This window comes from Streptomyces sp. NPDC050423, assembly GCF_040655445.1.
Taxonomy (GTDB): domain Bacteria; phylum Actinomycetota; class Actinomycetes; order Streptomycetales; family Streptomycetaceae; genus Streptomyces.
The window spans coordinates 1-25,217 of the sequence record NZ_JBFAJY010000034.1 but is presented as its reverse complement, the minus strand read 5'-3'; the positions used below and the strand labels follow the sequence as shown (position 1 = coordinate 25,217).

23 protein-coding genes, 1 tRNA gene and 1 other RNA gene are annotated in these 25,217 nt (G+C 68.8%); 3 read left to right on the top strand and 22 right to left on the bottom strand.

Features of this window, described 5'->3' with window-relative positions:
* Positions 1-82 precede the first annotated feature (82 nt).
* The 5 genes from AB0I52_RS23710 to ffs all read right to left on the bottom strand — a co-directional run bounded on the left by AB0I52_RS23710 (position 83) and on the right by ffs (position 7,958).
* Entirely contained in the window at positions 83-1,546 is a 1,464-nt protein-coding gene (locus AB0I52_RS23710; protein WP_363075654.1) for a N,N-dimethylformamidase beta subunit family domain-containing protein, read from the bottom strand.
* A gap of 289 nt (positions 1,547-1,835) precedes the next feature.
* The gene (locus tag AB0I52_RS23705) at positions 1,836-3,659 is read right to left on the bottom strand and encodes a hypothetical protein (protein WP_363075652.1); all 1,824 of its coding nucleotides are present in this window, start codon (positions 3,657-3,659) and stop codon (positions 1,836-1,838) included.
* A 418-nt stretch (positions 3,660-4,077) separates the two neighbouring features.
* Positions 4,078-5,328: a phosphoribosylamine--glycine ligase gene (gene purD / locus AB0I52_RS23700; RefSeq protein ID WP_363075650.1), complete on the bottom strand. Its 1,251-nt coding sequence runs from the start codon at positions 5,326-5,328 to the stop codon at positions 4,078-4,080.
* Between the two features lie 211 nt (positions 5,329-5,539).
* Positions 5,540-7,741 (bottom strand): DNA polymerase III subunit gamma and tau, encoded by a 2,202-nt coding sequence (locus AB0I52_RS23695; protein WP_363075648.1) that lies wholly within the window; start codon positions 7,739-7,741, stop codon positions 5,540-5,542.
* A gap of 120 nt (positions 7,742-7,861) precedes the next feature.
* Positions 7,862-7,958, bottom strand: an RNA gene (gene ffs / locus AB0I52_RS23690) — signal recognition particle sRNA small type.
* Positions 7,959-8,078: 120 nt separating this feature from the next.
* Between ffs and AB0I52_RS23685 the strand changes: the two genes are divergently transcribed.
* Positions 8,079-8,166 (top strand) — tRNA-Ser (locus AB0I52_RS23685).
* Positions 8,167-8,312: 146 nt separating this feature from the next.
* On the opposite strand, the gene AB0I52_RS23680 is transcribed toward AB0I52_RS23685, so the two are convergent.
* From AB0I52_RS23680 to AB0I52_RS23615, 14 genes are all read right to left on the bottom strand, one after another.
* A complete protein-coding gene (locus AB0I52_RS23680; RefSeq protein ID WP_363075646.1) occupies positions 8,313-9,602 on the bottom strand; it encodes a site-specific integrase in 1,290 nt (429 codons plus the stop codon).
* Between the two features lie 11 nt (positions 9,603-9,613).
* Positions 9,614-9,850 (bottom strand): helix-turn-helix domain-containing protein, encoded by a 237-nt coding sequence (locus AB0I52_RS23675; protein WP_363075731.1) that lies wholly within the window; start codon positions 9,848-9,850, stop codon positions 9,614-9,616.
* 306 nt (positions 9,851-10,156) lie between these two features.
* Positions 10,157-11,698 carry a YfjI family protein gene (locus AB0I52_RS23670; protein ID WP_363075644.1) on the bottom strand — a complete coding sequence of 514 codons (1,542 nt, stop codon included), beginning with the start codon at positions 11,696-11,698 and terminating at the stop codon, positions 10,157-10,159.
* Positions 11,695-12,006 (bottom strand): hypothetical protein, encoded by a 312-nt coding sequence (locus AB0I52_RS23665; protein WP_363075642.1) that lies wholly within the window; start codon positions 12,004-12,006, stop codon positions 11,695-11,697. Before AB0I52_RS23665 ends, AB0I52_RS23670 begins: the two co-directional genes overlap by 4 nt.
* Positions 12,003-12,932 carry a bifunctional DNA primase/polymerase gene (locus AB0I52_RS23660; protein ID WP_363075640.1) on the bottom strand — a complete coding sequence of 310 codons (930 nt, stop codon included), beginning with the start codon at positions 12,930-12,932 and terminating at the stop codon, positions 12,003-12,005. The genes AB0I52_RS23665 and AB0I52_RS23660 overlap by 4 nt, the downstream gene beginning before the upstream one ends.
* An 86-nt stretch (positions 12,933-13,018) precedes the next feature.
* On the bottom strand, positions 13,019-13,375 hold the full coding sequence (locus tag AB0I52_RS23655) for a hypothetical protein (RefSeq protein WP_363075638.1): 357 nt from the start codon (positions 13,373-13,375) through the stop codon (positions 13,019-13,021).
* Between the two features lie 4 nt (positions 13,376-13,379).
* Positions 13,380-13,991 carry a hypothetical protein gene (locus AB0I52_RS23650; protein WP_363075636.1) on the bottom strand — a complete coding sequence of 204 codons (612 nt, stop codon included), beginning with the start codon at positions 13,989-13,991 and terminating at the stop codon, positions 13,380-13,382.
* 11 nt (positions 13,992-14,002) lie between these two features.
* On the bottom strand, positions 14,003-14,191 hold the full coding sequence (locus AB0I52_RS23645; RefSeq protein WP_363075634.1) for a hypothetical protein: 189 nt from the start codon (positions 14,189-14,191) through the stop codon (positions 14,003-14,005).
* A gap of 155 nt (positions 14,192-14,346) precedes the next feature.
* Positions 14,347-14,598, bottom strand: a complete 252-nt coding sequence (locus AB0I52_RS23640) for a hypothetical protein (RefSeq protein ID WP_330828823.1) — start codon at positions 14,596-14,598, stop codon at positions 14,347-14,349.
* 139 nt (positions 14,599-14,737) lie between these two features.
* A complete protein-coding gene (locus AB0I52_RS23635) occupies positions 14,738-16,972 on the bottom strand; it encodes a cell division protein FtsK (RefSeq protein WP_363075631.1) in 2,235 nt (744 codons plus the stop codon).
* A 141-nt stretch (positions 16,973-17,113) separates the two neighbouring features.
* Positions 17,114-17,500, bottom strand: a complete 387-nt coding sequence (locus tag AB0I52_RS23630; RefSeq protein ID WP_363075629.1) for an RRQRL motif-containing zinc-binding protein — start codon at positions 17,498-17,500, stop codon at positions 17,114-17,116.
* A complete protein-coding gene (locus AB0I52_RS23625) occupies positions 17,500-18,141 on the bottom strand; it encodes a GGDEF domain-containing protein (protein ID WP_363075627.1) in 642 nt (213 codons plus the stop codon). Before AB0I52_RS23625 ends, AB0I52_RS23630 begins: the two co-directional genes overlap by 1 nt.
* Positions 18,138-19,145, bottom strand: a complete 1,008-nt coding sequence (locus AB0I52_RS23620; protein ID WP_363075625.1) for a DUF2637 domain-containing protein — start codon at positions 19,143-19,145, stop codon at positions 18,138-18,140. The genes AB0I52_RS23625 and AB0I52_RS23620 overlap by 4 nt, the downstream gene beginning before the upstream one ends.
* Complete coding sequence (locus tag AB0I52_RS23615; RefSeq protein ID WP_363075623.1) at positions 19,142-19,438, bottom strand: hypothetical protein; 297 nt, start codon at positions 19,436-19,438, stop codon at positions 19,142-19,144. The genes AB0I52_RS23620 and AB0I52_RS23615 overlap by 4 nt, the downstream gene beginning before the upstream one ends.
* Positions 19,439-20,322: 884 nt before the next feature.
* Between AB0I52_RS23615 and AB0I52_RS23610 the strand changes: the two genes are divergently transcribed.
* Both AB0I52_RS23610 and AB0I52_RS23605 read left to right on the top strand, forming a co-directional pair.
* Entirely contained in the window at positions 20,323-21,090 is a 768-nt protein-coding gene (locus AB0I52_RS23610) for an XRE family transcriptional regulator (RefSeq protein WP_363075621.1), read from the top strand.
* Positions 21,087-21,560 (top strand): NUDIX domain-containing protein, encoded by a 474-nt coding sequence (locus tag AB0I52_RS23605; protein WP_363075619.1) that lies wholly within the window; start codon positions 21,087-21,089, stop codon positions 21,558-21,560. Before AB0I52_RS23610 ends, AB0I52_RS23605 begins: the two co-directional genes overlap by 4 nt.
* Here AB0I52_RS23605 and AB0I52_RS23600 read toward each other — a convergent pair.
* The 3 genes from AB0I52_RS23600 to AB0I52_RS23590 all read right to left on the bottom strand — a co-directional run bounded on the left by AB0I52_RS23600 (position 21,557) and on the right by AB0I52_RS23590 (position 24,409).
* Positions 21,557-22,117 carry an HD domain-containing protein gene (locus AB0I52_RS23600; protein WP_363075617.1) on the bottom strand — a complete coding sequence of 187 codons (561 nt, stop codon included), beginning with the start codon at positions 22,115-22,117 and terminating at the stop codon, positions 21,557-21,559. The two genes, AB0I52_RS23605 and AB0I52_RS23600, sit on opposite strands and share 4 nt — an antisense overlap.
* An 11-nt stretch (positions 22,118-22,128) precedes the next feature.
* The gene (locus tag AB0I52_RS23595) at positions 22,129-22,575 is read right to left on the bottom strand and encodes a GntR family transcriptional regulator (protein WP_363075615.1); all 447 of its coding nucleotides are present in this window, start codon (positions 22,573-22,575) and stop codon (positions 22,129-22,131) included.
* 178 nt (positions 22,576-22,753) lie between these two features.
* Positions 22,754-24,409 carry a hypothetical protein gene (locus AB0I52_RS23590; protein ID WP_363075613.1) on the bottom strand — a complete coding sequence of 552 codons (1,656 nt, stop codon included), beginning with the start codon at positions 24,407-24,409 and terminating at the stop codon, positions 22,754-22,756.
* Positions 24,410-25,217: the final 808 nt, after the last annotated feature.

Below are 25,217 nucleotides of genomic sequence, written 5' to 3'. Positions count from 1 at the left end.
GTATCCGGGTGCGGACGGCTGCGCAGGGGTGCGGCAGTGGCGCGGAAGGGGTGCGGCCTGGCGAGGGGGTGTGCCGTGGTCCTCAGGCGCGCTTGCAGATGCGGTCGAGGAGGTTGGCGGTGGCGCGCTGGATGCGCGGGTCCACATGGCCGGGGCGGTCCAGGGCCGGGGACCAGGCGAAGGTGCCGGAGGCGAAGACGAGCGCGCCGGACGGGGCCCGGTAGAGGGACGTCTCCTGGTGACGCGTCACGCCCTCCGTGTCCTGGTACGGGGAGTGGGCCAGCAGGATGCGGTTGTCGTGCTCGGGAAGCGTGGTGCGCGGGAAGTAGCGGTCGGCCTCGCCCGCGACCAGGCCGTCGATCTCGTCGCCCTCGCCCGCGCCGGTCGCGTCCCACAGCCAGTGCTCCGCGTTCCGCACGACCAGGGGGTGGGGGTCGGGGACCCGGCCCGCGTACTGGATGCCGAGGAGCTGCTGCTCGGCGCGGTCGACCTCGCGCCAGAGGGCGGGCTTTCCCGGGCCGCGCCGCTTGCGGCAGGTGAGGAGCCGGTCGGGGACGCCGGACGCCGACGGCACGAGGCTGACCTGCCAGTACATGGTGTTGGCGGAGAGGAAGACGAGGGAGGTGCCGTTGTCGCGGGCACGTTCGGTGGTGCGGCGCATGGGGACCGACCAGTACTCGTCGTGGCCGGGGAAGACCAGGCCCCGGTAACGGGTCGGGTCGATGCGGCCCGCGTGCAGGTCGCGGGTGTCGGCGTAGGCGATGTCGTAGCCGTAGCGCTCGGCCCAGCGGATGAAGTCGTAGGCGTGGCCGACATGCAGCGGGAGGCCGGCGCCGGCGTAGGGGCGGTCGAAGGAGACGGTGACCGCCGCGTCCTCCTCGCCCAGCAGCCGGCCCTGCTCGTCCCAGGCGTGGTAGAGGCTGGCGCCGGTGCGGCCGTCCTCCGGGTAGAGGTTGTACGCCTGCCAGGTGATGTCCGGGAGGATCAGCAGCAGATCGGCCGGCTGGTCGTCCCGGACCGTGAACGGGATGTGCGAGCGGTATCCGTCGACCGTCGTGAGCACGGCGACGTAGGCGCCGATCGACCAGTAGGTGGGGATCTGGAGCCGCCAGGACTGCCACCAGTGGTGGCAGGAGACCGTGCGGTCGGCGGCGAGGGGCGCGGGCTGGACGATGCCGGAGAGCCGCGGGCTCGTAGTGATCTTGGCGGCGCCGTCGCCCCCGTAGTGGCCGATGCGGTAGATGTCCACGGAGAACTGCTGCGGCGGGTCCACGGTGATGTGGAAGTCGATCGCCTCACCGGGGGCCGCGGCGCCGGTGGAACTGAAACCCTTGATCTGTCGGTGCACGTCGTCGGCGGTACGGGTGCCGCCGCCGGTGGAACCGCGGGGCAGCGTGGGGTCGGCGTACCAGGGCACCACCTGGCCGGTGTCGTCGAAGTAGTTCTCACTGCCGCGCAGCCAGGGAAGTGGCCCCTGCCCGAAGGGGTCGGTGACGGCGTGCGCGAGGGCACCTGATTCCCAACGACGAATCTGCTCCGCCCCCATAATGCGCTTCCCTCTCTCGGGCCCCCGGAACAACAGTGGTGCGCTGCCTGTCAGCGCCGGTCCCCAGCACATCACATAACGCATCCACCCCGTCACCGTTCGTCGCGAATTGACGTTAACGGAACCTGGCCTTCCGGGTATTGAGTGCCGAGGAGTGGTGATATGCCTCGATTACACCCCAGTTGCTCCTCGGGACGCGGGGAGTGCGTGCAGGACGCGGGGAGTGCGTGCCGGGTGCCTGCGGGACTCGTCTTCGATACGTCCGGGGTGCGTTCGGGTTGAACCCGTTTCAGACGAGGCGAACGGGCTTGTCGGTGCGCACACCGACCGAGGCGAGCCAGGAGTGCAGGGGGCCGGCGTCGCCGTCCTCGACGAGGCTGAGGACCGGGATGCCGAGATCGGACCGGCGCGCCCCGTCGACCAGCAGCGCGGGACCGTCGAGCCAGTCGAGGCCGGGGGCCGCACCCGCCGTGTCGACCGCGGCGCAGCAGACCATCGCCGCGACGTGGTCGGCGAGCAGCTCGGTCCCCGTACGGGGTGGCTGGAGCGGGAACAGCGGGAGGGGGTCCGGCCCCCAGAAGTCCAGCACGTCCCCACCGGACCCGCCGGAGCCGCCGGACGGCCCGGCCCCGCCGATACCGCCGGGCACGGGCTGCGGGGTCCGGCCCTGGGGCTGCCCCTGGGGCTGCCCCTGGCTCCGGGCCTGCGCCTGGGCTTCGGCCTCGTCACGGGCCACTGCGGCGCTGATCCCTGCCGCGAGCTCCTCACCGCTGGCGCTGCCACTGCCTCTGCCGTTGCCCGAGGCGAGATGCTCGACGACGCGGGCCAGCGTGGGCACCGCGGCACCGGCGACGTCGGACGCGCCGGCGGAGGACGCGGGCGGTACGCCCATGTCGTCCAGGACGCGGTGCAGACGGGCCGCCTCGGTGCGCCACTTCCGGTCGACGACCTCTTCCGGATACTGCTGCCAGTCCACCGGGGACCAGTCGGGCCCCGTCTCCGCGGGACCGCCGTGGAAGAGCCGGGCGGCCAGCAGGGACGCCGCCTCGTCGGCCGCTCCCGGTTCCTCCAGGAGGTCGCAGGCGGGCCGTTCGCCGAGCCGGGAGGTGAACCCGTCGGCCAGCCGGTCGCGCCGGGAGAGCTCGGTGAGGGCGGAGACGACACCGGCGTCCAGCCGGGACGGCCAGCGCCCCATCCGCCAGGCGGGCAGCGCGACCCGCGTGAGCAGCCGGTCCCAGCCCGCGTAGGCGAGCCCGACCTGCTCCTGGGCGACGATCCGCAGTCCGTAGTCCACCGCCTGGGCGCGGGTGGACGCGGCGGCGGCGACGCCGCGCTCCATCTCCGCGGCATGGCTGTGACAGCTGCGCAGCAGCAGCCGGGCGATCCGGCCGATGAAGGCGTGCGGCAGCCGCAGAACCCCGCGCACCGGCCCCTGAGCGGGTGCGGCCGCGTCGGCGACGGCCCCGTCCAGTCCCCGGACGAAGCGCCGGGCCGCGGCTATGTCGGGATGGGCGGAGGGGCCTGTGCCCGCGACGACCGGGGCCAGCACGGCGCGCAGCTCCGCGACCCGCATCCACCAGAGGAACGGCGAACCGATCACCAGCACGGGCGCGGCCTGCACTCTGCGGCGGCGTCCCGGCCCGCTCCCCGGCCCGTCCGGGTCCGGGCGGGCGGCTTCCTTGGCCACACGGTCGGCGGCCGGATGGGTGCGGTCCTCCAGCCAGCTGTCGCAGTCGGGCGTCAGCGCTATGGCCGAGGGCGCGGGCACCTCGAGGCGGTCGGCAAGATCACGGACCAGCCGGTAGAGATCCGGGGCCGCTTTCTCGCTGAGCGGGACGGTCGGGCTGACCGCCGGCTTCGCCCGTACGACCGCGATCGCGACGGCTGCCGCGACCAGCAGGACGATGACGGCGCAGGCCGTCACGGACCAGCGCACCGCGTCCCAGCCGCCGCCGCCGACGAATCCCTGTGCGCCCGCGGCGAACAGCACGACGGCGACGGCCGCGGGCAGCAGCGCCACTGCCGTCGCCCTGCTGCGGATGCGCAGCAGAGCGAGCGCGCGGGCGCGCGCAGCCTGCGCACCCAACTCCTCACCTGTACCGGTATCGGACACGGCTGGATGTCACCCCCTCTGCCCTCGCGACGGTGTTGCTCACTCCCCCACTGTGGCACCCGTCACTGACATCGCAATGCCGGTGGGCCAAGTGCCGGAAAGCTTGCGCCGCACCCTAGTTGGGGCTTCGGCGGGCGTCATCCGGATGGCTCAGCCGTCACTCGATGGAATGGCTTTGGGTAAAGCTGCTGACGCGCCGCTGTCCATGGGGCAACGGCGCGTCAGCGGAGGCAGGACCGGGACCGGGGTGCGTAAGGGCCGGGACCGGGTGCGCAGGGCGGTGACCCGGGTGCGAGAGGGCGCAGACCTCCGCGTCCTCTCGACGGTGGACGACTCCGGCCTCCGCGGTCTTCGTCGCGAGGTGCTTCTCCGGGCTCAGGCCTCCGCGGTCTTCGTCGTCAGGTGCTTGTCCGCGGGCTCAGCTCTCCGCGGCCTTCTTCGCGATGTCCGTGCGGAGCTGGGAGCCGTCGAGCCGGATCCGGGCCGCCGCCGCGTAGGCGCGCTCGCGGGCGCCCGCGAGGTCCTTGGCGGTCGCGGTCACCGAGAGCACCCGGCCGCCCGCGCTGACGACCGCGTCGCCGTCCCGCCGGGTCCCGGCGTGCAGGACGTACGCATGCGGGGCATCCTGTGCCGCGACGTCTTCGAGACCCTCGATCGGGTCACCCGTTCGCGGGGTGTCCGGGTAGTTGTGGGAGGCGATGACCACGGTGACGGCCGCGTCGTCGCGCCACTTCAGCGGGGGCAGCTCGTCCAGGGTGCCGTTGGCGGAGCCCAGCAGGACACCGGCCAGCGGGGTCTTCAGACGGGCCAGGACCACCTGGGTCTCCGGGTCGCCGAAGCGGGCGTTGAACTCGATGACCCGTACGCCGCGCGAGGTGATCGCGAGACCCGCGTACAGCAGCCCGGAGAAGGGCGTACCGCGGCGGCGGAGCTCGTCGACGGTCGGCTGGAGGACCGACTGCATGACCTCGTCGACCAGTTTGGGGTCGGCCCACGGCAGCGGGGAGTACGCGCCCATGCCGCCGGTGTTCGGGCCCTCGTCGTTGTCGAGGGCACGCTTGAAGTCCTGGGCGGGCTGGAGAGGCAGCACGGTGGTGCCGTCGGTGATCGCGAAGAGGCTCACCTCGGGGCCGTCGAGGAACTCCTCGATGACCACGCGGTCGCAGGCCAGCGCGTGGGCACGGGCCGCCTCGACGTCATCGGTGACGACGACGCCCTTGCCGGCGGCGAGACCGTCGTCCTTGACGACGTACGGAGCACCGAACGCGTCGAGGGCCGTGTCGATCTCGGCGGAGGTGGTGCAGACGTAGCTACGGGCGGTCGGAACGCCTGCCCCGGCCATCACGTCCTTGGCGAACGCCTTGGAACCCTCCAGCCGGGCCGCCTCGCCGGACGGGCCGAAGCAGGGGACGCCCGCGGCGCGCACGGCGTCGGCGACCCCTGCGACAAGCGGTGCCTCCGGGCCGACGACCACCAGCTCGGCGCCCAGTTCAGTGGCGAGGCGCGCGACGGCAGCGCCGTCGAGTGCGTCGACCGGGTGCAGTTCGGCCACCTCTGCGATGCCGGCGTTGCCGGGGGCGCAGTACAGAGCGGTGACATCGGGGTCGAGGGAGAGAGAGCGGCACAGGGCGTGTTCGCGGGCGCCGCCGCCGATGACGAGGACCTTCACGGGGTGCAGCCTAGCCGCCGGGGCAGGGCGGCCTTGACGGGCGCCGGTCCGTGGACACCGGGCCAGGGCCCGCCCGGCGGATCGGGACGCGCTCACTCGTTGGCGCGCTCTACTCGATGGTCCGCGCTACTCGATGGTCCGCACTACTCGATGGTCCGCACTACTCGTCGGCCCGCTCTACTCGTCGGCCCGCTCTACTCGTCGGCCCGCTCTACTCGTTGGTGAACTCCTCGACGACCGTGGCGCCCAGCTCGCGGACGATCAAGTCGTGGCCGGAGAGCGCGGAGTCGACCAGGTCCGGGTCGTCGGCCTCGGCGGTGTCGTCCTCCGGGGCGACCGAACGGGGTGGTTCGGGAGCGGTGTACGGCGGCGACGCGGGCGCCCCGGCGGACTCGCCGCCCCCCTGCTGCTGCCGCTCCGGGGCCGGCCGTGGCTCGTACTGCTGCTGCGGCGCGGACGACGCCGGGCGCTGCGGTGCGGGCGGGCCCGGGGGGCGGCCGCCGCCGGTCTGCGGGGGCTGTCCGGCGCCGCCCGACGGGTCGACGATAGCCTCGATCTTCCACTGGGCGTTGAACCGCTCTGCCAGTGCCTGCTTCAGCACGTCCTCGCTGCCGCTGCTCGTGAAGTTGTCGCGGGCACCCGCGTTGAGGAATCCGATCTGGAGGGTGGCGCCGTCGAAGCCGGTGACCTGGGCGTTCTGGCTGAGCAGGATCCAGGTGAACCGGCGGCGGTTCTTGACCGCCTCCAGGATGTCGGGCCACATGTTGCGCACCTGTCCGGCGCCCTGCGTCATACCCGGGGCGGGCTCCGGGGCGGCGGGCCCCGGAGCGGGTGCCACGGACGCGGACGGCGCGGGGGCGGCCTGCGGGGCCGGTGCCTGGCCGGGGGCGGAGGCGGTCGGCCAGCCTCCGGGCCGGCGCCCCTGCTCGGGCGCGGACGCGGCGGGCCAGGCGCCGGGCCGCTGACCGGCCGCGGGAGCCTCGGCGGGCGGCGGCTGTACGGGCTCGGCGGGCGGGGCCGCCTGCGCCGGGGCGGGCGGGGCTTCCTGCACCGGGGCGGGCGGCGCTGCCTCCCCGCGTGCGGCGGCACGCGCGGCGGCGGGCCCCGCCCCGGCGTCCGGCTGCGCGGCGGGGTACGGCGCGGGAGCAGGGGCCTGAGCTGCCTGCGGAGCCTGCGGGGCGACGGGGGCGTGGGCCAGCGCCTCGGGGCCCGGGGTGTACCCCATAGCGGGCCCCGGTCCGGTGGTGGCGAAGGACGCGCCACGCTCCAGCCGGTCCAGCCGTGCCTGGAGCGAGCGCTCGTCGTCGAAGGCCGCGGGCAGCAGTACCCGGGCGCAGATCAGCTCGACCTGGAGCCGCGGCGAGGTCGCCCCGCGCATCTCCGTGAGCCCCTCGTTGACCAGGTCGGCGGCGCGGCTCAGCTCGGCGGCCCCGAAGACGGACGCCTGGGCCTGCATCCGCTCGACGACATCGGCCGGGGCATCGATGAGCCCCTTCTCCCCGGCATCCGGCACCGCGGCCAGGATCACCAGGTCGCGCAGCCTCTCCAGCAGGTCGGCGACGAAGCGCCGCGGGTCGTTGCCGCCCTCGACGACCCGGTCCACGACCTCGAACGCCGCCGCCCCGTCACCCGAGGCGAAGGCGTCCACGACGGAGTCGAGCAGCGAGCCGTCCGTATAACCGAGCAGGGACGTCGCCATGGCATACGTCACACCGTCATCGGCCGCACCGGCCAGCAGCTGGTCCATGACCGACATCGAGTCACGCACGGACCCCGCACCGGCCCGCACCACCAGCGGAAGCACCCCGTCCTCGACGAAGCTGTCCTCCTTGGCGCACACCTCGGCGAGATAGTCGCGCAGCGTCCCCGGCGGCACCAGCCGGAACGGATAGTGGTGGGTACGCGACCGGATGGTGCCGATGACCTTCTCGGGCTCCGTGGTCGCGAAGATGAACTTGAGGTGCTCCGGCGGCTCCTCGACCACCTTCAGCAGGGCGTTGAACCCCGCCGACGTGACCATGTGCGCCTCGTCGATGATGTAGATCTTGTAACGACTCGACGCGGGCCCGAAGAACGCCTTCTCCCGCAGATCACGGGCATCGTCCACGCCACCGTGCGAAGCGGCGTCGATCTCGATCACGTCGATCGAGCCCGGTCCGTTGCGCGCGAGGTCCTGGCAGGACTGGCACTCCCCGCACGGCGTGGGCGTGGGCCCCTGCTCACAGTTCAGACAGCGGGCGAGAATGCGCGCACTGGTCGTCTTGCCGCAGCCGCGCGGCCCGCTGAACAGGTACGCGTGATTGACCCGGTTGTTCCGCAGGGCCTGCTGCAAGGGGTCAGTGACATGCTCCTGACCGATGACCTCGGCGAACGACTCGGGGCGATAGCGGCGGTACAGCGCAAGGGACGACACACATACGAGGCTATAGGGGCGGACCGACAACCGGCCCCGGGCCGGGCACACCACCGGCCCCGAGAGCACCGTCACGGCGAAGACCGGGCGTCCCGGACGCGTACCGGACGGCCCCGGAAACGTAAGGGCCCCCCACGCACCCGCCAGAGCCAACCTACCCTTGCTGCCTTCCGGCCCTGGGGGAGTTCAGTCAGATAGCGCCACGTGAGGGGCTGACGCCCACCTTAGCCGATCCCCGCCCCCGCAAGTCCACCTCCCCACCCCTCAGGACCCCGCCGGGACCGCGAACGGGGAACGGGTTCGCGAGCACTCCTCAACGTCTTGTATTGTTTGCCGCGGAGGATTCGCCTAGTGGCCTAGGGCGCACGCTTGGAAAGCGTGTTGGGGGCAACCCCTCACGAGTTCGAATCTCGTATCCTCCGCCATTGCTCTCACCGGGCAATACGAAGCAGGCCCTGACCGGTTCCGACTGGTCAGGGCCTTCTTCGCGTCCCAGCCCGAGACGGTGCAACCGCAGATCGCGAGCCGCGGGGCGACAGGCTCTCAGCGATCTTCCGTCTCACTTTCCGTCTCAGTTGAGGTCTGAGGGGCCACCTTCCGAGCCTTCGGGCTCCGCTTCGTCGGCCTCCGAGCCAGCGCCCCAGAGCGCGTCACCGACCTGCTGTGCGACGTTCTGCAGCATGGGACCGGTCACGTGCATGTACCGAGCCCTCATGCGGGCGGAGCCGCCCGGCTCCCAACCCATGATTGCGTCCACCACCACATCGGGAACCCCGAGCAGGAGCAGGACGGTCCCCGCCGTGTGCCGTGCGTCGTGCAGGCGCCCGTCCCGGACCCCGGCGTCTGTTAGCAGCTGCTTCCAGCGGTGGTAATCCGTGTTGGGGATGAGCGGCCCGCCCGTAGGCTGGGCGAAGACGTACCCCTTGTCCTCCCAGGACTCCCCCGCTTCCTGACGCTCGCGGGCCTGCTCTTCCATGTGCTTGCGCAGGAGCTTGATGAGCGGGCTCGGGAGACCGATGGTTCGTCGGCCGGCGCGGGACTTGGTCTTCTTGAACTCCCGGCGGATCTGCCTGCGGTCCGGGCAGTAACCCGGCTTTCGGCCGCATGTGTCGCCGCACCCATGCTCGTACCTCGGGCGCAGGCGGTTCTTGCGGATGCGGATGTACCCCGCGTCCAGGTACACGTCCTCCCACATCAGCCCGAGCGCTTCGCCCTGGCGCAAGCCGAGCGCCAAGGCGATGACCCAGCGGGCGCTGTTGCGAAGCTTCGACGCCTCCAACAGAAGACTCTGAATCTCCTCAATGGTGTACGGCTCGATCTCCTCTTCATCAAGGCTCGGGGCTTTGGCGATCTCGGCGACGTTCTTCGTGACGTGCCCGCGCCGGACCGCCTCGCTCAACGCGACGCGGATGGTCCGGTGAACGTGGTGGGCGGTCCCCGCGGCACTTCCGCTCTGCTGCATCCGCTCGTAGAACGCTTCGAGGTGTTCCGGCTCCAGACGTTCCAGCTTGTGAGCTCCGAGCCCGGGAACGAGATGGACCCTGACGTCTACCTCGTAGCCGTCGAAGCTGTTCTCACTGACGTACTTCTTGGCGATGTTCTGCACCCAGTGCTCAAGCCACGTCTTGACGGTCCACTGCTGCCCCGCCTTCCGGACCTTCCCGTCCTTGCGCTGGCGTTCCAGCTCGCGGACTGCCTCCGTGACTTCGGGGCGGGTCTTCCGCTCGATATGCCGCCGGTCCGGCTTGCCGTTGGCCTTGACGCCGACAGTGACGCGACCGTGCCACTTCCCGTCACTTCCGAGGTAGATCGACGACGCGCCGTTGGGTTGCCGCGTGCGCTTCTTCTCTTCGCTTGCCATGAGATCTCTTCCTATGCGGCGGCGCAGTTGCTCTTACGGAGGCGGGCGACGAAGGCCGGAATCGCCTCGGGGGGCACTCGGCGAAGGGATCCGATGGTCACGGACTCCAGGTCGCCGGATCGGATGAGGCTGTAGCAGAGCGTCCGGCCGATTCGGAGCCGTCGCGCGGCCTCTTCGACCGTGAGGAGAAGGGGCGAAGGGTCGACGCCGGCGGGCTCGGGGGCTACTTCGGGCGCAAGGGTGTTGATGGTCAATGCGACTCCTCGGGCATGTGCACCGATGCTGAGGGGGCTGGAATCGCTGACAGAACTGACAGAACCTCGCCGTTAGGCCGCTGACCTGTTGTTTCTCCGGTTTCGTGTGTCGTGACAAAACCTCGGAAAACTCTGACAGAACCTCCGGGCGGGGGGTTCTGTCAGAGCGCCCGGTTTCGGGCGGGGAGGTTCTGTCGGAGTTTCCGGAGGTTTTGTCACAACCGTGATCATGGCTGTTTGTGCAGGTCAGCAGGGTGGGGCGGGGGTTGTGTCAGTTCTGTCAGCGGATTGGGGGTTGTGTCACGCGCCGACGACGGGCGGGGTGAGGCTGGGGTGGGTGTCGTAGCGGGGCGAGGGCGGCCGGCCGCCGCGTCCGGTGCGCGGGGGCAGGGGCTGTTGCCTTACCCATCCGTGTTCTTCGAGCAGGGCCAGTGCCGGGTCCAGATCGGTCATCGCGGGGAAGTCGCCGCGTGACAGGCCCCGGAACAGCTCCCGCTTCGTGAACCCCTCCAGCCGCTGTTCCCGGATGTGGGTGAGGAGTTGGTGGGCGGTTTCCTGCGCGGGGTCGGATCCCATGTCGTCGAAGACTTCGAGCGCGTGCGCGGTGAAGTAGTCACCGAGCTCTGTTGCCGCGGCCATGGTGGCTGCCTCGATGGGCAGGGCCCATCCGTTGTCGGGGTGGGCGGCGAGGTGGAGCAGTCCGGCGATGCGGGCCACTGCCCCGTCTCGCTTGGATGCCCACTTCACGATCGGGGCGAGGGAACCGCCCTTGCCGAGCCGGGATTCGGTGACCCGCTGATAGGCGAGCATCACCGTGTCCGCCTCGGGGGTCAGGGTCAGGACCGCCGGGTCTGTCCAGTCCGCGAGGGCAAGGGTGAGCCCACCGAGCTGACGGGCGTAGGCGGCGGTGGTCTCTTCGGTGATGAGGTCGGGGGTGAGGTTGCGGCGCCCGACCAGGGACGGCGGCTTGGCGTAGAGGAACCGGGCGAGCAGGCCGCGCCCGTCGGCGCCTTTGACGCGGCCGATGGAGTCGAGGACTTCGGGCTGGATCGCCAGTGCCATCGTGACGGCGGGGTGCTCGATGTGCTGGGGGTCGCGGCCCTGCCGGTTGACGCGGGCCATGTCCCCTGCGTGTCCCTTGAGGAACACGCCCATGTTCGGGGCCCCGGAGTAGCGCCCGGCGATGATGTCGAAGATCTCGCCCTCGGCCGACATGACGCTGATCCGGCCGCCCTGCTCGGCGAGCAGTGTGGCCAGGCTCTCCGGTGTCACATCGTCCGCGACCAGTTGGGGTTTGGCGGGGACAGTGAGTTCGTCGGCCTGCTGGGCGAGGTGGACGGCTTCCGCGGTGAGTTGGTCGCGCAGTCCGGGTTCGGCCGCCGCTGCTTTCTGCGCGGCCTTGTCCGCCGCGGACTTGGCGAGCCGGGCGGTGGTCTCGGCTTCGGCACGCTGCGGTCCGGAGAGCTCCACGAGCGTCTTCTCGACGGCGAGCAGGGGCCCGGTCATGAGGGCGAACACGGCGGACTTCCGGTTGCCCGGGGGCAGGGCGACGGCGGTGTAGAGGTTCACCGGTTCCCGCCAGTGCCCGCGCACGCACACGGTCGCACGCCCGCCGGCCGCTGTCGCGAGGACTCCGAGAGCGAGGCACCCGGCGAGGTCGGGAGGCGTCTGCGTCTCCTCCGCGACGGCGGCGACCATGTCACCCAGCCACGCCGGCAGCGTGTGCACGGGGAAGTCCGGGAGGGTGCGGCGGTGGTTGAGGGGAACGGGTTCGTCCCACACGGGCCCGGTGATGGTCTCGGGGTCCAGGGCGTCGAAGCCCTCCCACAGATCGGCGGTCATGCGGCCTTGCTCCCTTCCGCGTGGCTGGACTGCGGGCAGTGCTCGGGGTGGTGGGTGTGGGCCTCGATCAGGGCCAGGACCCCGGCTCGCCCCCGGGCGGTGTGGTCGTATCCGCACCGGCACCAGGACCGCGCCGACGGTGCCGCGCTGAACGAGGGCGGGGCCACGATGTGCAGCCATCGCACCGGGACCGGCTGCGGGTCAGGACGAACAGCAGAAAGGACGCCCTTGCGGGCGGCGACTCCCGCGCCTACCCCCGTCTTCGCAGCGGCCGGAGTGGCGGCTGGTGGGCGGCTGGTGGTGTTCATGAGACCCGTCCGGCGGCGGGAGTGCCGTTGAGGCCGTTGGTGACGGCCCGGCGGGCGTAGGGCTCGGGGACGCCGACGGAGACGGCCGCGGCGACCACCTGCCACCCGAGCTCTTCGAGGCCGCACGGCCCCGGGCACGCGGTGTGCTGCGCGGCGAGGAACTGTGCGACGCCGAACGCCTGCGAACCGGCCCCGGACTCCGTGTGGGCCCGTACCAGGGCCAGGCCCCGTTCCAGTCCGGTGCGTACGAAGCGTTCGGTGTGGCGGCAGCCGGTGGCCACGCTGCGGTCCCACTCGGTACGGCCGGAGGAAGAGACCACCTCCCCGCGGGCGGGGGTGGTCTCTTCCCTCTCCGCCAGCACGCGGACGGCAACCGGGAGGCGGGTCATGGTGCCGCTGCCGGGGCCGAGCCAACGTGCATAGGACATCCGCGACTTGATGTCGACACCGGGCCGGACGGCGTTCGCGGACTGCATCACGCCTTGGTAGATCCAGTGCTCGCCGCGGGTGGTGGCCACGGTCCGCGTGGCGGGCAGTGCTTCGCGGGCCCAGGCGACGGCGTCGGCGTTGTCGAGGTCGACGACGGTCAGCCCGGCCCCGCCCGGGTGGTAGGCGAGCGCCTGCGCCTCACGCCACGGCCCCGCCCAGGCGGGAGAGGTGAGCACGTCCGGGTTCGTGGTCGCGGCGGCCCAGCCGTGACACACAGCGGGGCACCGGCACAATCCGGGGCGCTTCATGTTCGGCCGGCCGCCGCACACGTTGCCGGTGCAGGCGCGGCAGTTCCCGAACGGGACCTTCCCCGCCCGCAGCGGCAGTGCGGGGACCCCGGCGGTGGCGAGGGACAGGGCGGTTCTCACAAGGTCGCGGTAGGGCTCCGGGACGCGCAGTGTCGCCGACGGCGACGTGGGGTTGTGCGCATGCGTCATGCTGGTGGTTCTCCTGTTTCTGCGAAGGGACGGAGAGCCGGGGCGGTCGTTGTCTTGTGGTGAGAGGGCGACCGCCCCGGGCGAATTCAGGCTCCGATGTCGTAGCCGAGCGGGGCGAGCGAGTTGTGCGCGTGATCCAGGAACTCGGCGAGGGTCTGTGCGACCAGCACCCCCGAAGCGAGGGCGGATCGGGCCTCGGCGAGGTGCTCGCCCGGGTCCCCGTAGTCCGCAGTGACCGCCCCGGACTCGTCCAGGTCCCGCAGGAAGCGGGAGAGCTGCTCGAAGCTCTGCGGCAGGCGCTGGGTGAGCACCTTGAGCGAGGCAACCACCTCGTACGCGTCTCCCGGGTAGGTCAGCTCTCCCTTGATGCTCTGGGTGGCGTGGTTGAGGTCGCGGATCGCTTCGGCAGCGGTGTTGGCGAAATCGCTCGGGGTGTTGCTCATGGGGTCAGTGCTCCTTGCTGGTGTTGTGTGCGGTGAGTTCGGGCAGGCCCGCGTTGGTGAGTGCCTGCGGGTCGTAGCCGGGCAGGGCGGCGCGGGTGATGAGTGCGGTGGCGAGCTGTTCGGCGTAGGCGGCGCCGGTACGGGCGGCTTCGATCTGTGCTCCGGCGCGCAGGGCTTCGACGCGCTCGATGTGGCCGTGTTCCTCGCGCCGGACGGTGGTCTGCCGGGTGTGGGCGAGGGTGTCGCGTCGGTCGGTGCGCCAGTAGCGGGCGGCGATTCCGTACGCGACGGCGGTGGCGACGGCCCACAGCAGGATCGGGAGCGACCAGCCGTCGGCGTATCCGGCGACCCCGGCGAGGGCGAGCCCGCCGGACGTCGCGAACGCGGTCGCGGCGAGTACCCCGTCACCCCCGCCGCGGCCCCCGGCGGCGAACGCGCCGGCCGTTGCTGCACCGGCCGCGAGCACGATCATCAACGCGGCGTTGCCGGTGCTGTGTTCGGCGCCGTTGGCGTTCCAGATCCGGCCCAGGATGAGCACGGTGGACGTGGCGAGCGCCGGGGCCACCCGCGGGGCGGCGAGCGCCACCCAATGGTGCTGGATCAGAGGTTCGTTCATGGCGGTGCCTCCTACAGGTCGGGTACGGCGTTGATGACGGCGGTGGTGAGTTCGTTGATGGGTCCGGAGGCGCCGGTGGAGGCGAGGAAGAACCCGAACATGACGGCGATGAACGCGGAGCCCCAGCCGAGGGTGTTGGAGCGGAGCAGGAAGAACAGGACCAGTCCGAAGAGCAGGACCAGCGAGACGGTGACAGCCACGTCAAGAACTCCTTTGAGGCCGATGGAAAGTGCTGGATAGGGTGCGTGGGCCCCGGGTGCTCGCAAGTTCGGGGCTTGGACCGGCGGTCACGCTGGCGAGCGCCTGACATGGTCGGGATCGCCTCAGGGCGGGTGACCGCCGGTCCTCTGCGTGGTTAGTGGGTGCCGTCGCGGTGGAGTCGGGCGGCGACGTTGTAGAGGTGGCGTCCGATGCGGATGCGTTTGCCGGTGGCCTTGCAGCGGCGGCAGTCCTTGCCGCGCTTGGCGCGGCCCTTGCGGTCGGTCTTCGTCGCGAAGCCCCAGCCGCCGCACTTGCGGCAGTCCCCGAACGGCGAGGCCGCACACAGGGATACGTAACCGAGGGTGACGAACAGGAGAAGTGCGCTAGCGAGCAGGGCAGGGGTCATGGAGGGCCTCCCGGGCCTGTTTCAAGGGTTTTCGCAGGTGGGGAGCTAGTGACTAGCTCCCTGATCAACGCGGGTTTGGGGCGCTAGCGGTGCCGCTAGACCTAGCGGGGTGTGCTGCTAGGTCTAGCGGCGAACTCGACTAGCTCGCGTCCCGGTTTCCGTCACGCTCCGCAATAACGGTGAGGATGCGGGAGCGCTCGATACCACGCCGGTTGGCGCCCTTCCCGGCCTCGGTCTTGCCCCACACCTGACCGGTGTTGATGCCGTGCGGCTTCAGCGCCGCGGCCAGCTGCTCGGGCTCCCACCCGCCGTAAACGTCCGGCCGAAGCTCACCGAGGCGTGCCACGACGACTTCGGACCACAGCTTGGGCTCCTCGGCCGGCACGACCGCGAGGATGTCCGCGAGCAGGTCGAACCCGCTGGTCTCGCGGTCCTCGAACGACTCGCCCGCGGCGTGACCGGTGAGGCGCCCGGCGGCTTCGCGCAGGCGGCGGGCCCGCAGCCCGATCACCTCGGACATGGGGGCATCGACGTAGACAGACGAGACGATCCGCGCGTCGGCGCCCTCACCGACGAAGTAGTGGATCCCCTTGTCCTTCCACGAGAACATCGTGGCCCGGATCCCCCGCTTGTAGCTGCTGGTGCCAAGGACCATGTCGTTCTCCAGTTGGCCCATGACCTTGAGGCACCACCGGGCCGACGCGTTCGCGGAAATGCCGGTGGGCAGGGCCTTTGCGTCCGGGCGCTGTGTGGCGAGCAGCAGGACGATGCCGGTGGCGGGGCCGCGCTTGACCAGGTCGGTGCAGATCTCTTCGAACTCTGCGCCGTGCTTGGGGTGCTCGAACCAGACCTGGCACTCATCCACCCCGATCACGATCGGGTGCAGCCCGAGCTTCGGCTTGTCGGCCAGCTCGGACGTCACCTTCGACTCCGGGCAGATGTCCCGGGGCAGGGAGCGGATCATCTTGGCCCGGCGGCGCAGCTCGGTGCGCAGTTCCCGCAGGTCAGCGAGTGCGTATTCGATGTCGTCGTCATCGTCTCCGGCCCGGTGGCGGTGCGAGACGCGCTCGCCGACGGGGTCGAGGTCGCCGGTTCCCTTGAGGTCGTAGGTGTGGACCTCGGCGCGGGAGTCGAGTGCGGCGATGAGCAGGAGCAGGCGGAGCAGGAACGTCTTACCCATGCGGGGGATGGCCCCGATGACACCGGCGATGTACATCAGGGTGATGTCGACCCAGCGTCCGCGCTGGTCAGTGCCGAAGGACACCGGCTTGAACAGGTCGACGGACCCGCCCTTGATGAGCGGCCACGCGGGCTTGGTCGCGGTCGACATGTCCTGATCCCCGACCCAGATCACCAGACGCCCGGTGTGCTCGTCCGGGACGGGCTCGGGCCATACGCACCCGAGCTTGCGGCGCAGGCCGGAGGCCAGCTTGTCGCGGCGCTCGATGACGTCCGTGGCGGTGACGCCGTAGGGGAGGTCACCCTCTGCACGCCAGCCGGGCCCGTCCCTGGTGATCGGGGCGGTGAACGTGAACCCGTCCCGACCCTTGCCCTGGGCGTGGTTGATCGCCGGAATGCCGAGCGCACCGAGGGCCCGCAGCACGATGTCTGAGGTGAGCTTGGGCGCCTTGGTCATCTCCACTGCGCGGGTGATGACCGGGGCATCGGCCTGCGTGCCGGCCGACCCCAACGCGAGCAGCACAGCCCCGGTGGAGAGGGCTTGGAGCCAGCCGGGGGCGAGTACGTAGATGGCAAGGGCGGCACCGGCTCCGACGAACATGCCGAGGACGGTGACCAGGGTCCGCAAGCGCACCCGGCCGTCCCGCTGCCGGGAGAGCTTGAGGTACTCGGCTGCATCCTCGCGCCGGACGGATGCGAGTCGGACCGGCTCGCCCTCCCGGTCGGCGACCCATCGCATCGTCCCGCCCACGAAACGGGCGGCGCCCCGCGGTGCCTGGAAGGCGAGGCGGGTGGCGTAGTACGGGGAGCGAAGCGAGTGGTACCCGGCGAGGTGCCCGTAGTGGCCTGCGGCCCAACGGGCTGCGATCCGCAGCTCGGTGGTGGAGCGCATCCACACGGGCAGGATCGCCCGCCGCTTCGCACCCATGAGTCGGCCCAGGAACCCGGGGCCGACTTCCGCCGGACCGTCCACCATCATCGGCTCGGTCGGGCCGCCCGACTCGTCATCCGATCCGGCACCCGCCCGGGGGTGCGTCGGGTCGGCCGACCGGTCGGCGCGGGAGTCGGCCGACTTGGAACGGGCCGACCGCGCCTTCTCGAGGTCGACCACGTCCCCACCCGAGTCGGCTGCGGAGGGGGTGTTCATATCGGCTTCGAGTCGGGTGAAGAGTTCACTTTCGTCGTCGTGATTCACTGAATGTCCTTCCTGGACAAGGGGAGTAGGCACGGGCCCGGCCAACGCTGTGAGAGGTGAGCGGCCGGACCCGTGCGTTCAGAATGGCCCGCAGAAGGGGCCCCGTTACCCACAGTTTGTGGGGATGATTTTTTGCGGTTGTCAGGCGGCGCGCGGCTCGTTGATGTAGGCGCAGCCAGGGCACATGCCGAGCGAAGTCGGAATGCAGTACCCAACATCGATCCGGCATTCGGGGCAGGTGCGGCGGGCGGTCATCGCCTTGGCGAGCGCCCCGGCTCGGCCCGGGGTCATGGGGCGGACCGGCTTGGCGTGCTCGATGCGGTAGAGGTAGGCGACCAGTACGCCGGACTTCCGGCCGCGGGAGCGCCGCATCAACTGCGCCTGCACCTGTTGGCCTCCGGGCCGAAGTCCGCGGGCCCTGAGTTGGCGGCGGGTCGCGTAGCCGTCCGGGGCAAGCCACCACGGGAACGTCGGTATCCCGTGTCGGGCGCCGGTCGGGTCGTAGCACTTGGCGTAGGTGAAGGACATCAGGCCGCCGCCCCCGATTCGGCGCGGGTGCCGCGTCGGCCGGCACGACGGCCGGACCAGGTGGCGAAGAGCCTGCCGAGCCCCGCCCGGCGGACCCCGGCCCGTCCCTGCTTCGCCGCGTACATGGCCTCATCGGCCCGGTGCAGCAGTGCGGAGAGGTCCTCGCCGGGGTGGTCTTCGGCGCGGACCCAGCCGAGAGACACCGTGGTGTGGACGTCCTGTGTCGTGCTGCTGGCCGGTCGGGCGAGCACCCCGTGGAGTACGGCGAGCAGATCTCCGACGGTGCCGTGGTCGTCGATGACGACGACGGCGAACTCATCGCCACCGAGCCGCCCGGCGACACCGGTCCGGCCAACGTAGTGGGCCAGCCGGGCCGCGGTCGCCTGCAACAGGGCATCCCCCGCCGCGTGGCCGAAGCGGTCGTTGATCTGCTTGAAGTGATCGACGTCAGCGAGGGCCACCACCGCCCGCGGATCCTTGAGCAGGGCGGTGGCGCGGCGGGTGAAGCCGTCGCGGGTGTGCAACCCAGTCAGCGGGTCGAGGCGGGCGGTGTGCAGGCGGCGGCGCATCCACATGGTGTGGACGGACCATCCGGCCGCGAGCGGACCGGCCACGGCGAGCACCCATAAGAGCGTGTTCATGCCGCCACCGCCCCGGCGTCGTCACCGTCGTCTGCCTGCTCGGTGTCGACGGAGTGCAGCGGGGTGGCGGCGCGCTCGGCCTTGAGGGTGTCGCGCAGGGTGCGGGCGGTGTCCTGCGAGACGTGCAGTTCGGTACGGATACGGTCCGCGGTCAGTGCCGTGTCCGGCCACGCTTTGGTGGTCTCTCGCGCCTCGGAGAGGATCTCTTCCGGGGTCCGCTTCCCCTTCGCCTTGCCCTGGGCGCGGCGAGCGGGCCGCTTCGCAGTCGGCTTCGGCTTGCTCTCCGGCTCCGGTTCGGGCTGCGGCTGCGGCTCGACGTCCGGCGCCTCTTCCTCGGCTTCGGGGCCGACCTCCCCGAGCTTGAGCAGCACTCGGGCGCGGCGTGGTGTCTTCGACCTCCACCGGCGCCCGTGCTGCTCGCGCAGTTCGGCGCGGGCCAGCACGCGTTCCCGCTCCCGGGCCAGCGCATCGGCGTACGAGGTGATCTCCCAAAGCGTCATGCGGCGCCATAGGGCGAAGGTGGAGGGGAAGGCGAGCAGCCACCGGGAGGCGCGGATCTTGTCCATGCGCCGACCGGTCACCGCGCCGATGCGGGAGGCGTAGATGTGCGCGCCGATCTCGGAGAACACCACCCACAGCAGCGGCATCGTCCCGTGCGCGACCTTCGCCCACATCCCCTGTCCTGCGGAGACGTTCAGTCCGCAGGTGACCAGGGTGAGGATCCAGGGCACGAACCGCACCCACGCCAGTGCCATGTCCATTCGGATGAGTAGGAGGTTGGCCACGGAGAACACCGGGATGGACACGTCCATCCCGACCGGCACCATCCACGGCTCACCGAACCCCCACCGGGCCGCCGCCTCGGACACTGCGTCGAAGGAGGAGATGAGGCCCAGAGCGCCGACCCCGGCCGCGGCGAGCGCACCGACACCGGCCAATCCCATCTCCGGGCGGGTCAGCGGCGGGACGGCCGGCCGATCCGTGTTCAGCGTCGGGGCGCTCATGCCGCCACCCCGCCTCGGGACTGACGGCGGCGGACCGGCCGGCGGACGGGAAGCGGGATGACGTTGAAGATGTCCGGCGCGAACGCCTCGATCGCCTCAGCGGCGACGCGGCTCACACGGTCGGGAAAGTCCGGGTTGGCGGCGAGGATGTCGCGGGCCGCGTCCATCCGGGCCGCTGCCTCCATCTCGCTCTCGCCCTCCACACCCAGCCACAGATCCAGCGGGGTGCCCAGGGCCAGTTCCACGAAGTCGGTGTCCGAGACGGCCTCATGGCCGCCGATGTATGTGCGCATTGAGTACTCCAGAGCTGCGAAGGGACGGAGAAGGCCGGGGCGGTCGTGGTCGAGAAGTGGTGAGAGGCGACCGCCCCGGCGAGAACCCCGGGCCGCGAGTGCGGCGGGGTAAGTGCCCCGGCCGGGAGTCGAACCCGGCCTGCGACCATCGGGGCGGCACTGCGGTGAGGTCTTCAACGGCGCCCTTGTGTGCGGGCGTTGTCCTGGCTGCGCTTGTTCGCATCGCTGTTCTTGCGGGCCAGATCGGCTCGCTCCGCATCTGTCAGACTCGTGACCACAGGGACCTCCTAGTCAGGTGCCTGTCAGCGCCGCCCGGAATTGCATCTCCGGGCGGCGCGCTTGTTGGTACCGGCGGAACCCGGCTCCCCTCAGCCCCGCCCGTACAGCCCCACGTGATGCGGACCGGTCGGACAGGGGAGGCAACCGGCCGAAGCGCCGAAGCACTGCGGTGGTGTGGGTTGCGCTGTGCATCACGCGGAAGAACCGCGTGGCCGCCTACTTGGCCAAGGAGAGGCGGCGTGATCCTCATTCAGTTGTCAAAGAACAGTCGCTCCCCGGCAAGCGCGGTAACCCCTGGTCAAAGGGGCTCCCGTCCTCACGGGACCCGCCGGGCGCTCTGCGGTCATGCAGCTCAGGGCCTGAGTCAGCGCCACCGAACGGGTACTGCCGAACAAGAGGAACATGTAGTACGTGTTCCTCATCATGCAGAGAGAGATTCGCTCCGTCAAGCCCTTCGGCTGTTCGGGTTCCGCGAGCCCCTCGCTGTCGATGTGCTTACAGATTGGCCTCAGAAGGGAAGACGATCGACCCCGTACATGTACGACCTGCGGACGACCTCGCTAGGGTGAAGTCGTCCCAAGTCGTCCCAGCAGGGAGAGCCCGACATGGCGAACGAGAGGCTTCGAGGCGCGATCGTTGAGAGCGGCCTCACCCTCGATCAAGTAGGCGCCTGCTTAGGGGTGTCGGCGAAGACAGTCGAGCGGTGGATCGGCGACCCGAAGCGCAAGCCCTACCGGCGATTCCAGTTCGCCACCGCATCACTGTTGCAATGCGAAGTGTCCTACCTGTGGCCCGAAGAGCGGACCTCAGCCGAGGTCACCGAGGCCGGGAACGCTGAGCTGATCAAGCTGTACCCACACCGGTCTGTCGTGCCGAACCGGTTGTGGCCACAGCTCTACTCGCAGGCACGGGAGCACTTCGACGTGCTCGTGTACTCGGGGTTCTGGCTCACGGAGGACGCGGCGTTCCACCGAGTCGTCAAGGAGAAGTCATCGGCCGGCGTGCGTATCCGGTTCATGCTCGGAAACCCGGACAGTGCCGCCGTGGCGGTTCGTGGCGAGGATGAGGGAATCGGCCCCGCGATGGCCAGCAAGATTCGCAACGCCCTCGTCAACTACGGCTCGCTCTTCGGGCTGCCCGGGGTGGAGTTTCGGCTACACGACACCACGCTCTACAACTCGATCTACCGCGCCGACGACGAGATGTTGGCCAACGGCCATCTGTACGGCGTCGGCGCGTACATGGCCCCTGTGCTGCACCTGCAGCGCGTCCCAGGGGGCGAGTTGTTCGATGCATACGCTGAGAGCATCGAGCGGGTCTGGGAGTCGGCCCGGCCCATCTCATCCCCTACCGATGGAGGTCTGCCGGCATGAGCCGCATCGACTACTTCCGAGATCCCAACGCACCTGTGGCCAACTCCGTCGTGCCCTCGGTCACTGCGGTCGTCCGTGACGGCGACGGCCGGATTCTGATCATCCACAAGACCGACAACGACCTGTGGGCCCTTCCCGGCGGCGGTCATGACATCGGCGAGAGCATCGGGGACACGGTCGTCCGGGAGGTAGTGGAAGAGACCGGGATCACCGTGCAGATCGACAGCATCGTGGGTCTGTACACGAACCCCGAACACGTTCTGGCGTACGACGACGGAGAGGTTCGACAGCAGTTCTCCATCTGCTTCCGCGCGCACCCAACTGGCGGGACCCTGCGTACGAGCAGTGAGTCGAAAGAGGTCCGCTGGGTTGCCCCAGCGGACCTCGACAAGCTGAACATTCACCCGTCCATGCGGCTGCGCATCCAGCACGGGTTGGACGACTCACGACACGAGCCCTATATCGGCTAACCGCGAGCAGGAGCGCTGACCATACGGCTCTCCACTCGCCCTGCGGCTGCGTAGATCTCCGGCGCGGCACGTTGGATGAAGCGTCCGACGATCGTGTCGGGGCCGTATCGCTGCACAATCTCGCCCAGCCGCTGAGCCGGTGTGGTGTGTCCACCGGTCGGCGTGGTCGTCATGTCGCAGAAGATCAACGCGTCAACAAGCTCGGGGCGTTCTAGCTCGAACTCGCTCTCCAGTTCTTGCCTGAGGCCCCGCTCCTCAGCTTCCAAGAGCGCACAGGAGTGGTGAGCCACCAGACTGACCACTCGTTCGTCTGCGCCTTCCTGGTCTCGCAGGAACCGGGCCCCGTCCAACGGGTGAAAGCCGGTGGCGGCGATGCTCGGTGAGTAGCCGATGTCGTGCAGCACCGCAGCCGCTTCCAACAGCTCCGCATCATCGCCCAGGATCGGCGCCAGAGAGCGAGCGCGTCCAGCGACCCCGAGGACGTGGGCCCACCGGCGTGGGAGAGGTTCGGACAGCAGCGATTCGGATAGCGGGTATGCCCACTCATTCAGTCCCATGGCGGCCAAGGCTACGACCGGCCGACGGAAGTCGGGAGGGCGCACACCGTGCGCCCCTTGCCGTGAACGGTGGCCAGCAGGCCGGTTCCCTCCATGTGGGCCAGCACGCGCCGCACCGCCGTTCGCGATACTCCGAAGCGCTCGCAGAGCTTCGCCTCGGATGGGTACGTGTCGCCGATCGTCAGAGAATCCTCGGCAATCACGTCCGTCATCCTCTCCGCAAGGGAACGACGGTCGCCGCCTTGGGCGACACGCCAGCCGATCCCTGGTGCGGACTCAAGGGTGCCCTCGGCTTCGAGCACCTTGAGAGCACGGCGGATCGTGTTGCGCGCGACACCATGTGAGCGCATGAGATCGGCCTCGGACGGCAGAGGGCCGCGGATCTCGCCCTCTTCAATCCCCTTCCGCAGCGCCGCTGAAATGACCAGGTAGGTTCCGCGCGGACTGGCCTCCGACACGTGGGCTCCTCTCGCCTCTCCATTGCCTTCTGTCAAGGGTCCCATCGCCGGCCGACAGCAAGACGGGTCTGACCTCATACTTGCACCCACCTGGCCCGGCCCATCTCCCAGTTCCCCTGCATTCAGCTCCGAACTACGGAGTACACGAAGCGAGGACTCCCCGGAACAGCATGCAGACTCAGATGCGAAAGCCATCAAGTCTGACGTCTAGCGCGGACTGGAATGTGGGATGGATCGTGAACCCCGTAGTGGCCTCAAGATTGCTAAGCCGTTCCGCATATTCGGGAAATGTTCGCACATACCTCACTTCATCATTCCTCCCACTGCTGCAGCCGATAAAACCAATGTTATAAAGCAGAGTTACTAGCGGCCCGTAGTACTCAGCCCACGTCCCCGTAGAATTACTCCACATATTAGCTGTCATCTCATCCAGCCATTCTGATCCCCGAAAATATGGGTCAGCCAACAAGAGAGCGGCGTCGTCGATACGTCGCGTGAACTCCTCCCGAGACATGGGGACCACACAGCCACTAAACACGGCGAAGACTCGGTCAATGTCAGGGTATGACATTTTCCACTCATCCCTAAGCGCAAGAAGCCTCTTATGTGAATACGAGTCCTCCGCCGTCTTAATGTCCTCCCATGAAGCCCTGTCCCCGTTCATGACAGTGAATGTCTCATTGAGGAAAGCGATGATATCTCGCGGCCTCATTAGGGTTCTATCGAGCATGTAATCAAAGGCATCCCCTCGCGCTACGTTTGTGCGGGGAAGAACATCCGAGATGGAACTAGGCGTGCCACGCTTGGCAGAAACTACTCTCATTCTGTCTGTTACGAGCTCGCGTAGCTCTGCCGGGCTCCAGCGCATGTGAAGCGCCAGAGAGCGAAATTTCTCCTCTTGCCCACCGCTCCTATGCCCGAAGTCCAGGTTCTCGAAGATGTTTGTTCGCAAGGCTACAATTACCTTCAAATTCTTCACTCGTTGAAGGTCCAGAACAGCCCTGAACAGGCATCTAACCAACGAATTAGCCAGCTTCTCATCCACCCAGTCGCGGTCCAGATCATCAATCACGACGAAGGTGAAGTTCTGGCGACTTTCTAGAATGTCCTCATCGAGAACCTTGAGCATCTTGTTGAGACGGGCCATCTGTGTCTCATTGACGATTCGCTGAAATCGTTCCGTGAGCTCTCTTCTCGTCTCGGTTGAGGAAACGTCCGCAGAGCTACCACCTACCGTCGCAGATGCATTCGACACGGTACTTCCACTGAAGCCGATTGTACCTTTCGCTTCTCTATTTACCTTCTCTTCAAACTTCTCCGTAATTTCTCGGACACGCTCGTCAGCTTCCACCCAAAATCTGTCCTGGAATTCTTCAAGATAATCCAGCGCTGCACGCTTCCCGGGATCACGCTTAATCTTTTCGCGAAGACTTGCCAGAAAATTACTTTTGGCTGCAGGTGAGTCAACCTTGTAACGGTGACGGATCAGTTCTACAAGTAGGACATGTTTCCACAACGCAATAAATAACGGATCAAGACTCACTTCAAGTTCATCAAGAAATCGCATAACGCCGAGATTCGTGATGTAGTTGAGTGAAAGGTCCTCCGGAGCGATTCTGACAACACGCTCAGGGTACTCTTCCTGAAGGCGCTGCAATACGGCAGACTTCCCGCTGCCAGTTCGCGCAATTAGAAAGCAATGGGAATCATCTCGGGACGCGATGGTGTTGTAGTCATCCGATTCGTAGAAAGCCTCCATAAGGATCGGGTCTGCCTCGGCCTGCTCCCCGCCGATGTTGAAATTGCCGCGCCGAACCGAACCACCGCTAGCCATGAGGGCCTCCCTGCGTGTGACGTAGGCCGCATTGTATGAGCGATACGGGGCGCTTAGACCCGTTCTTGCACAAGAAGAGTTGCCCTATGCCGCTTTTATGGAGAGACATCCCTAATTATGCGCATTGTGCGTAGCCCTTCAGGGCCTAGTCGCTACGGCTTTGCTTGTCTGCCAACTACTGCCACCACTTTCGATGAACGCTAACCAACGCCGCCCCTGATCCGCTGTGATGGTCAGCGATCGCCCTCTACCTAAGGAGAGATCCATGCCCATGTCTCACGACGGCACCCTCGTGCCGACCGAGAGCGGCAGCGGCAGCGGCTCATGGAACCTTCAGTGGCGGCTTCTGTGTCCGGCCTGCGGGATCCCAGAGGTCGAGCGGACAGGTTCGGGAAGAGACCAAAGTTCGGTCACCGTCCAGCCCGACCGGGACGACTACGACAGCCCCCTCGGAACACGTGGTGGGTATGTCCGCGTAGATCTCACATGCACAGCCGGCCACGGCTTTGCCTTCATCATGGGCAACCACAAGGGAGCCGAAATCGTAGGCATCGTTCCGCGTACGTGAGCAGGATCCCGTCTCAGTTGCCGTCTCATTCAGCTCCGTACGTTGGCGTCCGCAGTCGTGCGCGCTGTGCCCTTCCGGAGTCCGAAGTACCGTCGTGAACGTGCGTGAATGCCTGCGGATACGCCTCTGTACTGCACCAACAGACTTGGAAAGCGTGTTGGGGGCAACCCCTCACGAGTTCGAATCTCGTATCCTCCGCCATTGCTCTCACCGGGCAATACGTCGAAGGCCCCCGCAGCT

Excerpts from the sequence above, each read along its gene's own strand:
- AB0I52_RS23710 (WP_363075654.1), bottom strand. The coding sequence starts at position 1,546 with ATGGGGGCGGAGCAGATTCGTCGTTGGGAATCAGGTGCCCTCGCGCAC.
- AB0I52_RS23680 (WP_363075646.1), bottom strand. The coding sequence starts at position 9,602 with ATGGCAAGCGAAGAGAAGAAGCGCACGCGGCAACCCAACGGCGCGTCG.
- AB0I52_RS23670 (WP_363075644.1), bottom strand. The coding sequence starts at position 11,698 with ATGACCGCCGATCTGTGGGAGGGCTTCGACGCCCTGGACCCCGAGACC.
- AB0I52_RS23665 (WP_363075642.1), bottom strand. The coding sequence starts at position 12,006 with ATGAACACCACCAGCCGCCCACCAGCCGCCACTCCGGCCGCTGCGAAG.
- AB0I52_RS23660 (WP_363075640.1), bottom strand. The coding sequence starts at position 12,932 with ATGACGCATGCGCACAACCCCACGTCGCCGTCGGCGACACTGCGCGTC.
- AB0I52_RS23655 (WP_363075638.1), bottom strand. The coding sequence starts at position 13,375 with ATGAGCAACACCCCGAGCGATTTCGCCAACACCGCTGCCGAAGCGATC.
- AB0I52_RS23650 (WP_363075636.1), bottom strand. The coding sequence starts at position 13,991 with ATGAACGAACCTCTGATCCAGCACCATTGGGTGGCGCTCGCCGCCCCG.
- AB0I52_RS23640 (WP_330828823.1), bottom strand. The coding sequence starts at position 14,598 with ATGACCCCTGCCCTGCTCGCTAGCGCACTTCTCCTGTTCGTCACCCTC.
- AB0I52_RS23630 (WP_363075629.1), bottom strand. The coding sequence starts at position 17,500 with ATGTCCTTCACCTACGCCAAGTGCTACGACCCGACCGGCGCCCGACAC.
- AB0I52_RS23625 (WP_363075627.1), bottom strand. The coding sequence starts at position 18,141 with ATGAACACGCTCTTATGGGTGCTCGCCGTGGCCGGTCCGCTCGCGGCC.
- AB0I52_RS23620 (WP_363075625.1), bottom strand. The coding sequence starts at position 19,145 with ATGAGCGCCCCGACGCTGAACACGGATCGGCCGGCCGTCCCGCCGCTG.
- AB0I52_RS23615 (WP_363075623.1), bottom strand. The coding sequence starts at position 19,438 with ATGCGCACATACATCGGCGGCCATGAGGCCGTCTCGGACACCGACTTC.
- AB0I52_RS23610 (WP_363075621.1), top strand. The coding sequence starts at position 20,323 with ATGGCGAACGAGAGGCTTCGAGGCGCGATCGTTGAGAGCGGCCTCACC.
- AB0I52_RS23605 (WP_363075619.1), top strand. The coding sequence starts at position 21,087 with ATGAGCCGCATCGACTACTTCCGAGATCCCAACGCACCTGTGGCCAAC.
- AB0I52_RS23600 (WP_363075617.1), bottom strand. The coding sequence starts at position 22,117 with ATGGGACTGAATGAGTGGGCATACCCGCTATCCGAATCGCTGCTGTCC.
- AB0I52_RS23590 (WP_363075613.1), bottom strand. The coding sequence starts at position 24,409 with ATGGCTAGCGGTGGTTCGGTTCGGCGCGGCAATTTCAACATCGGCGGG.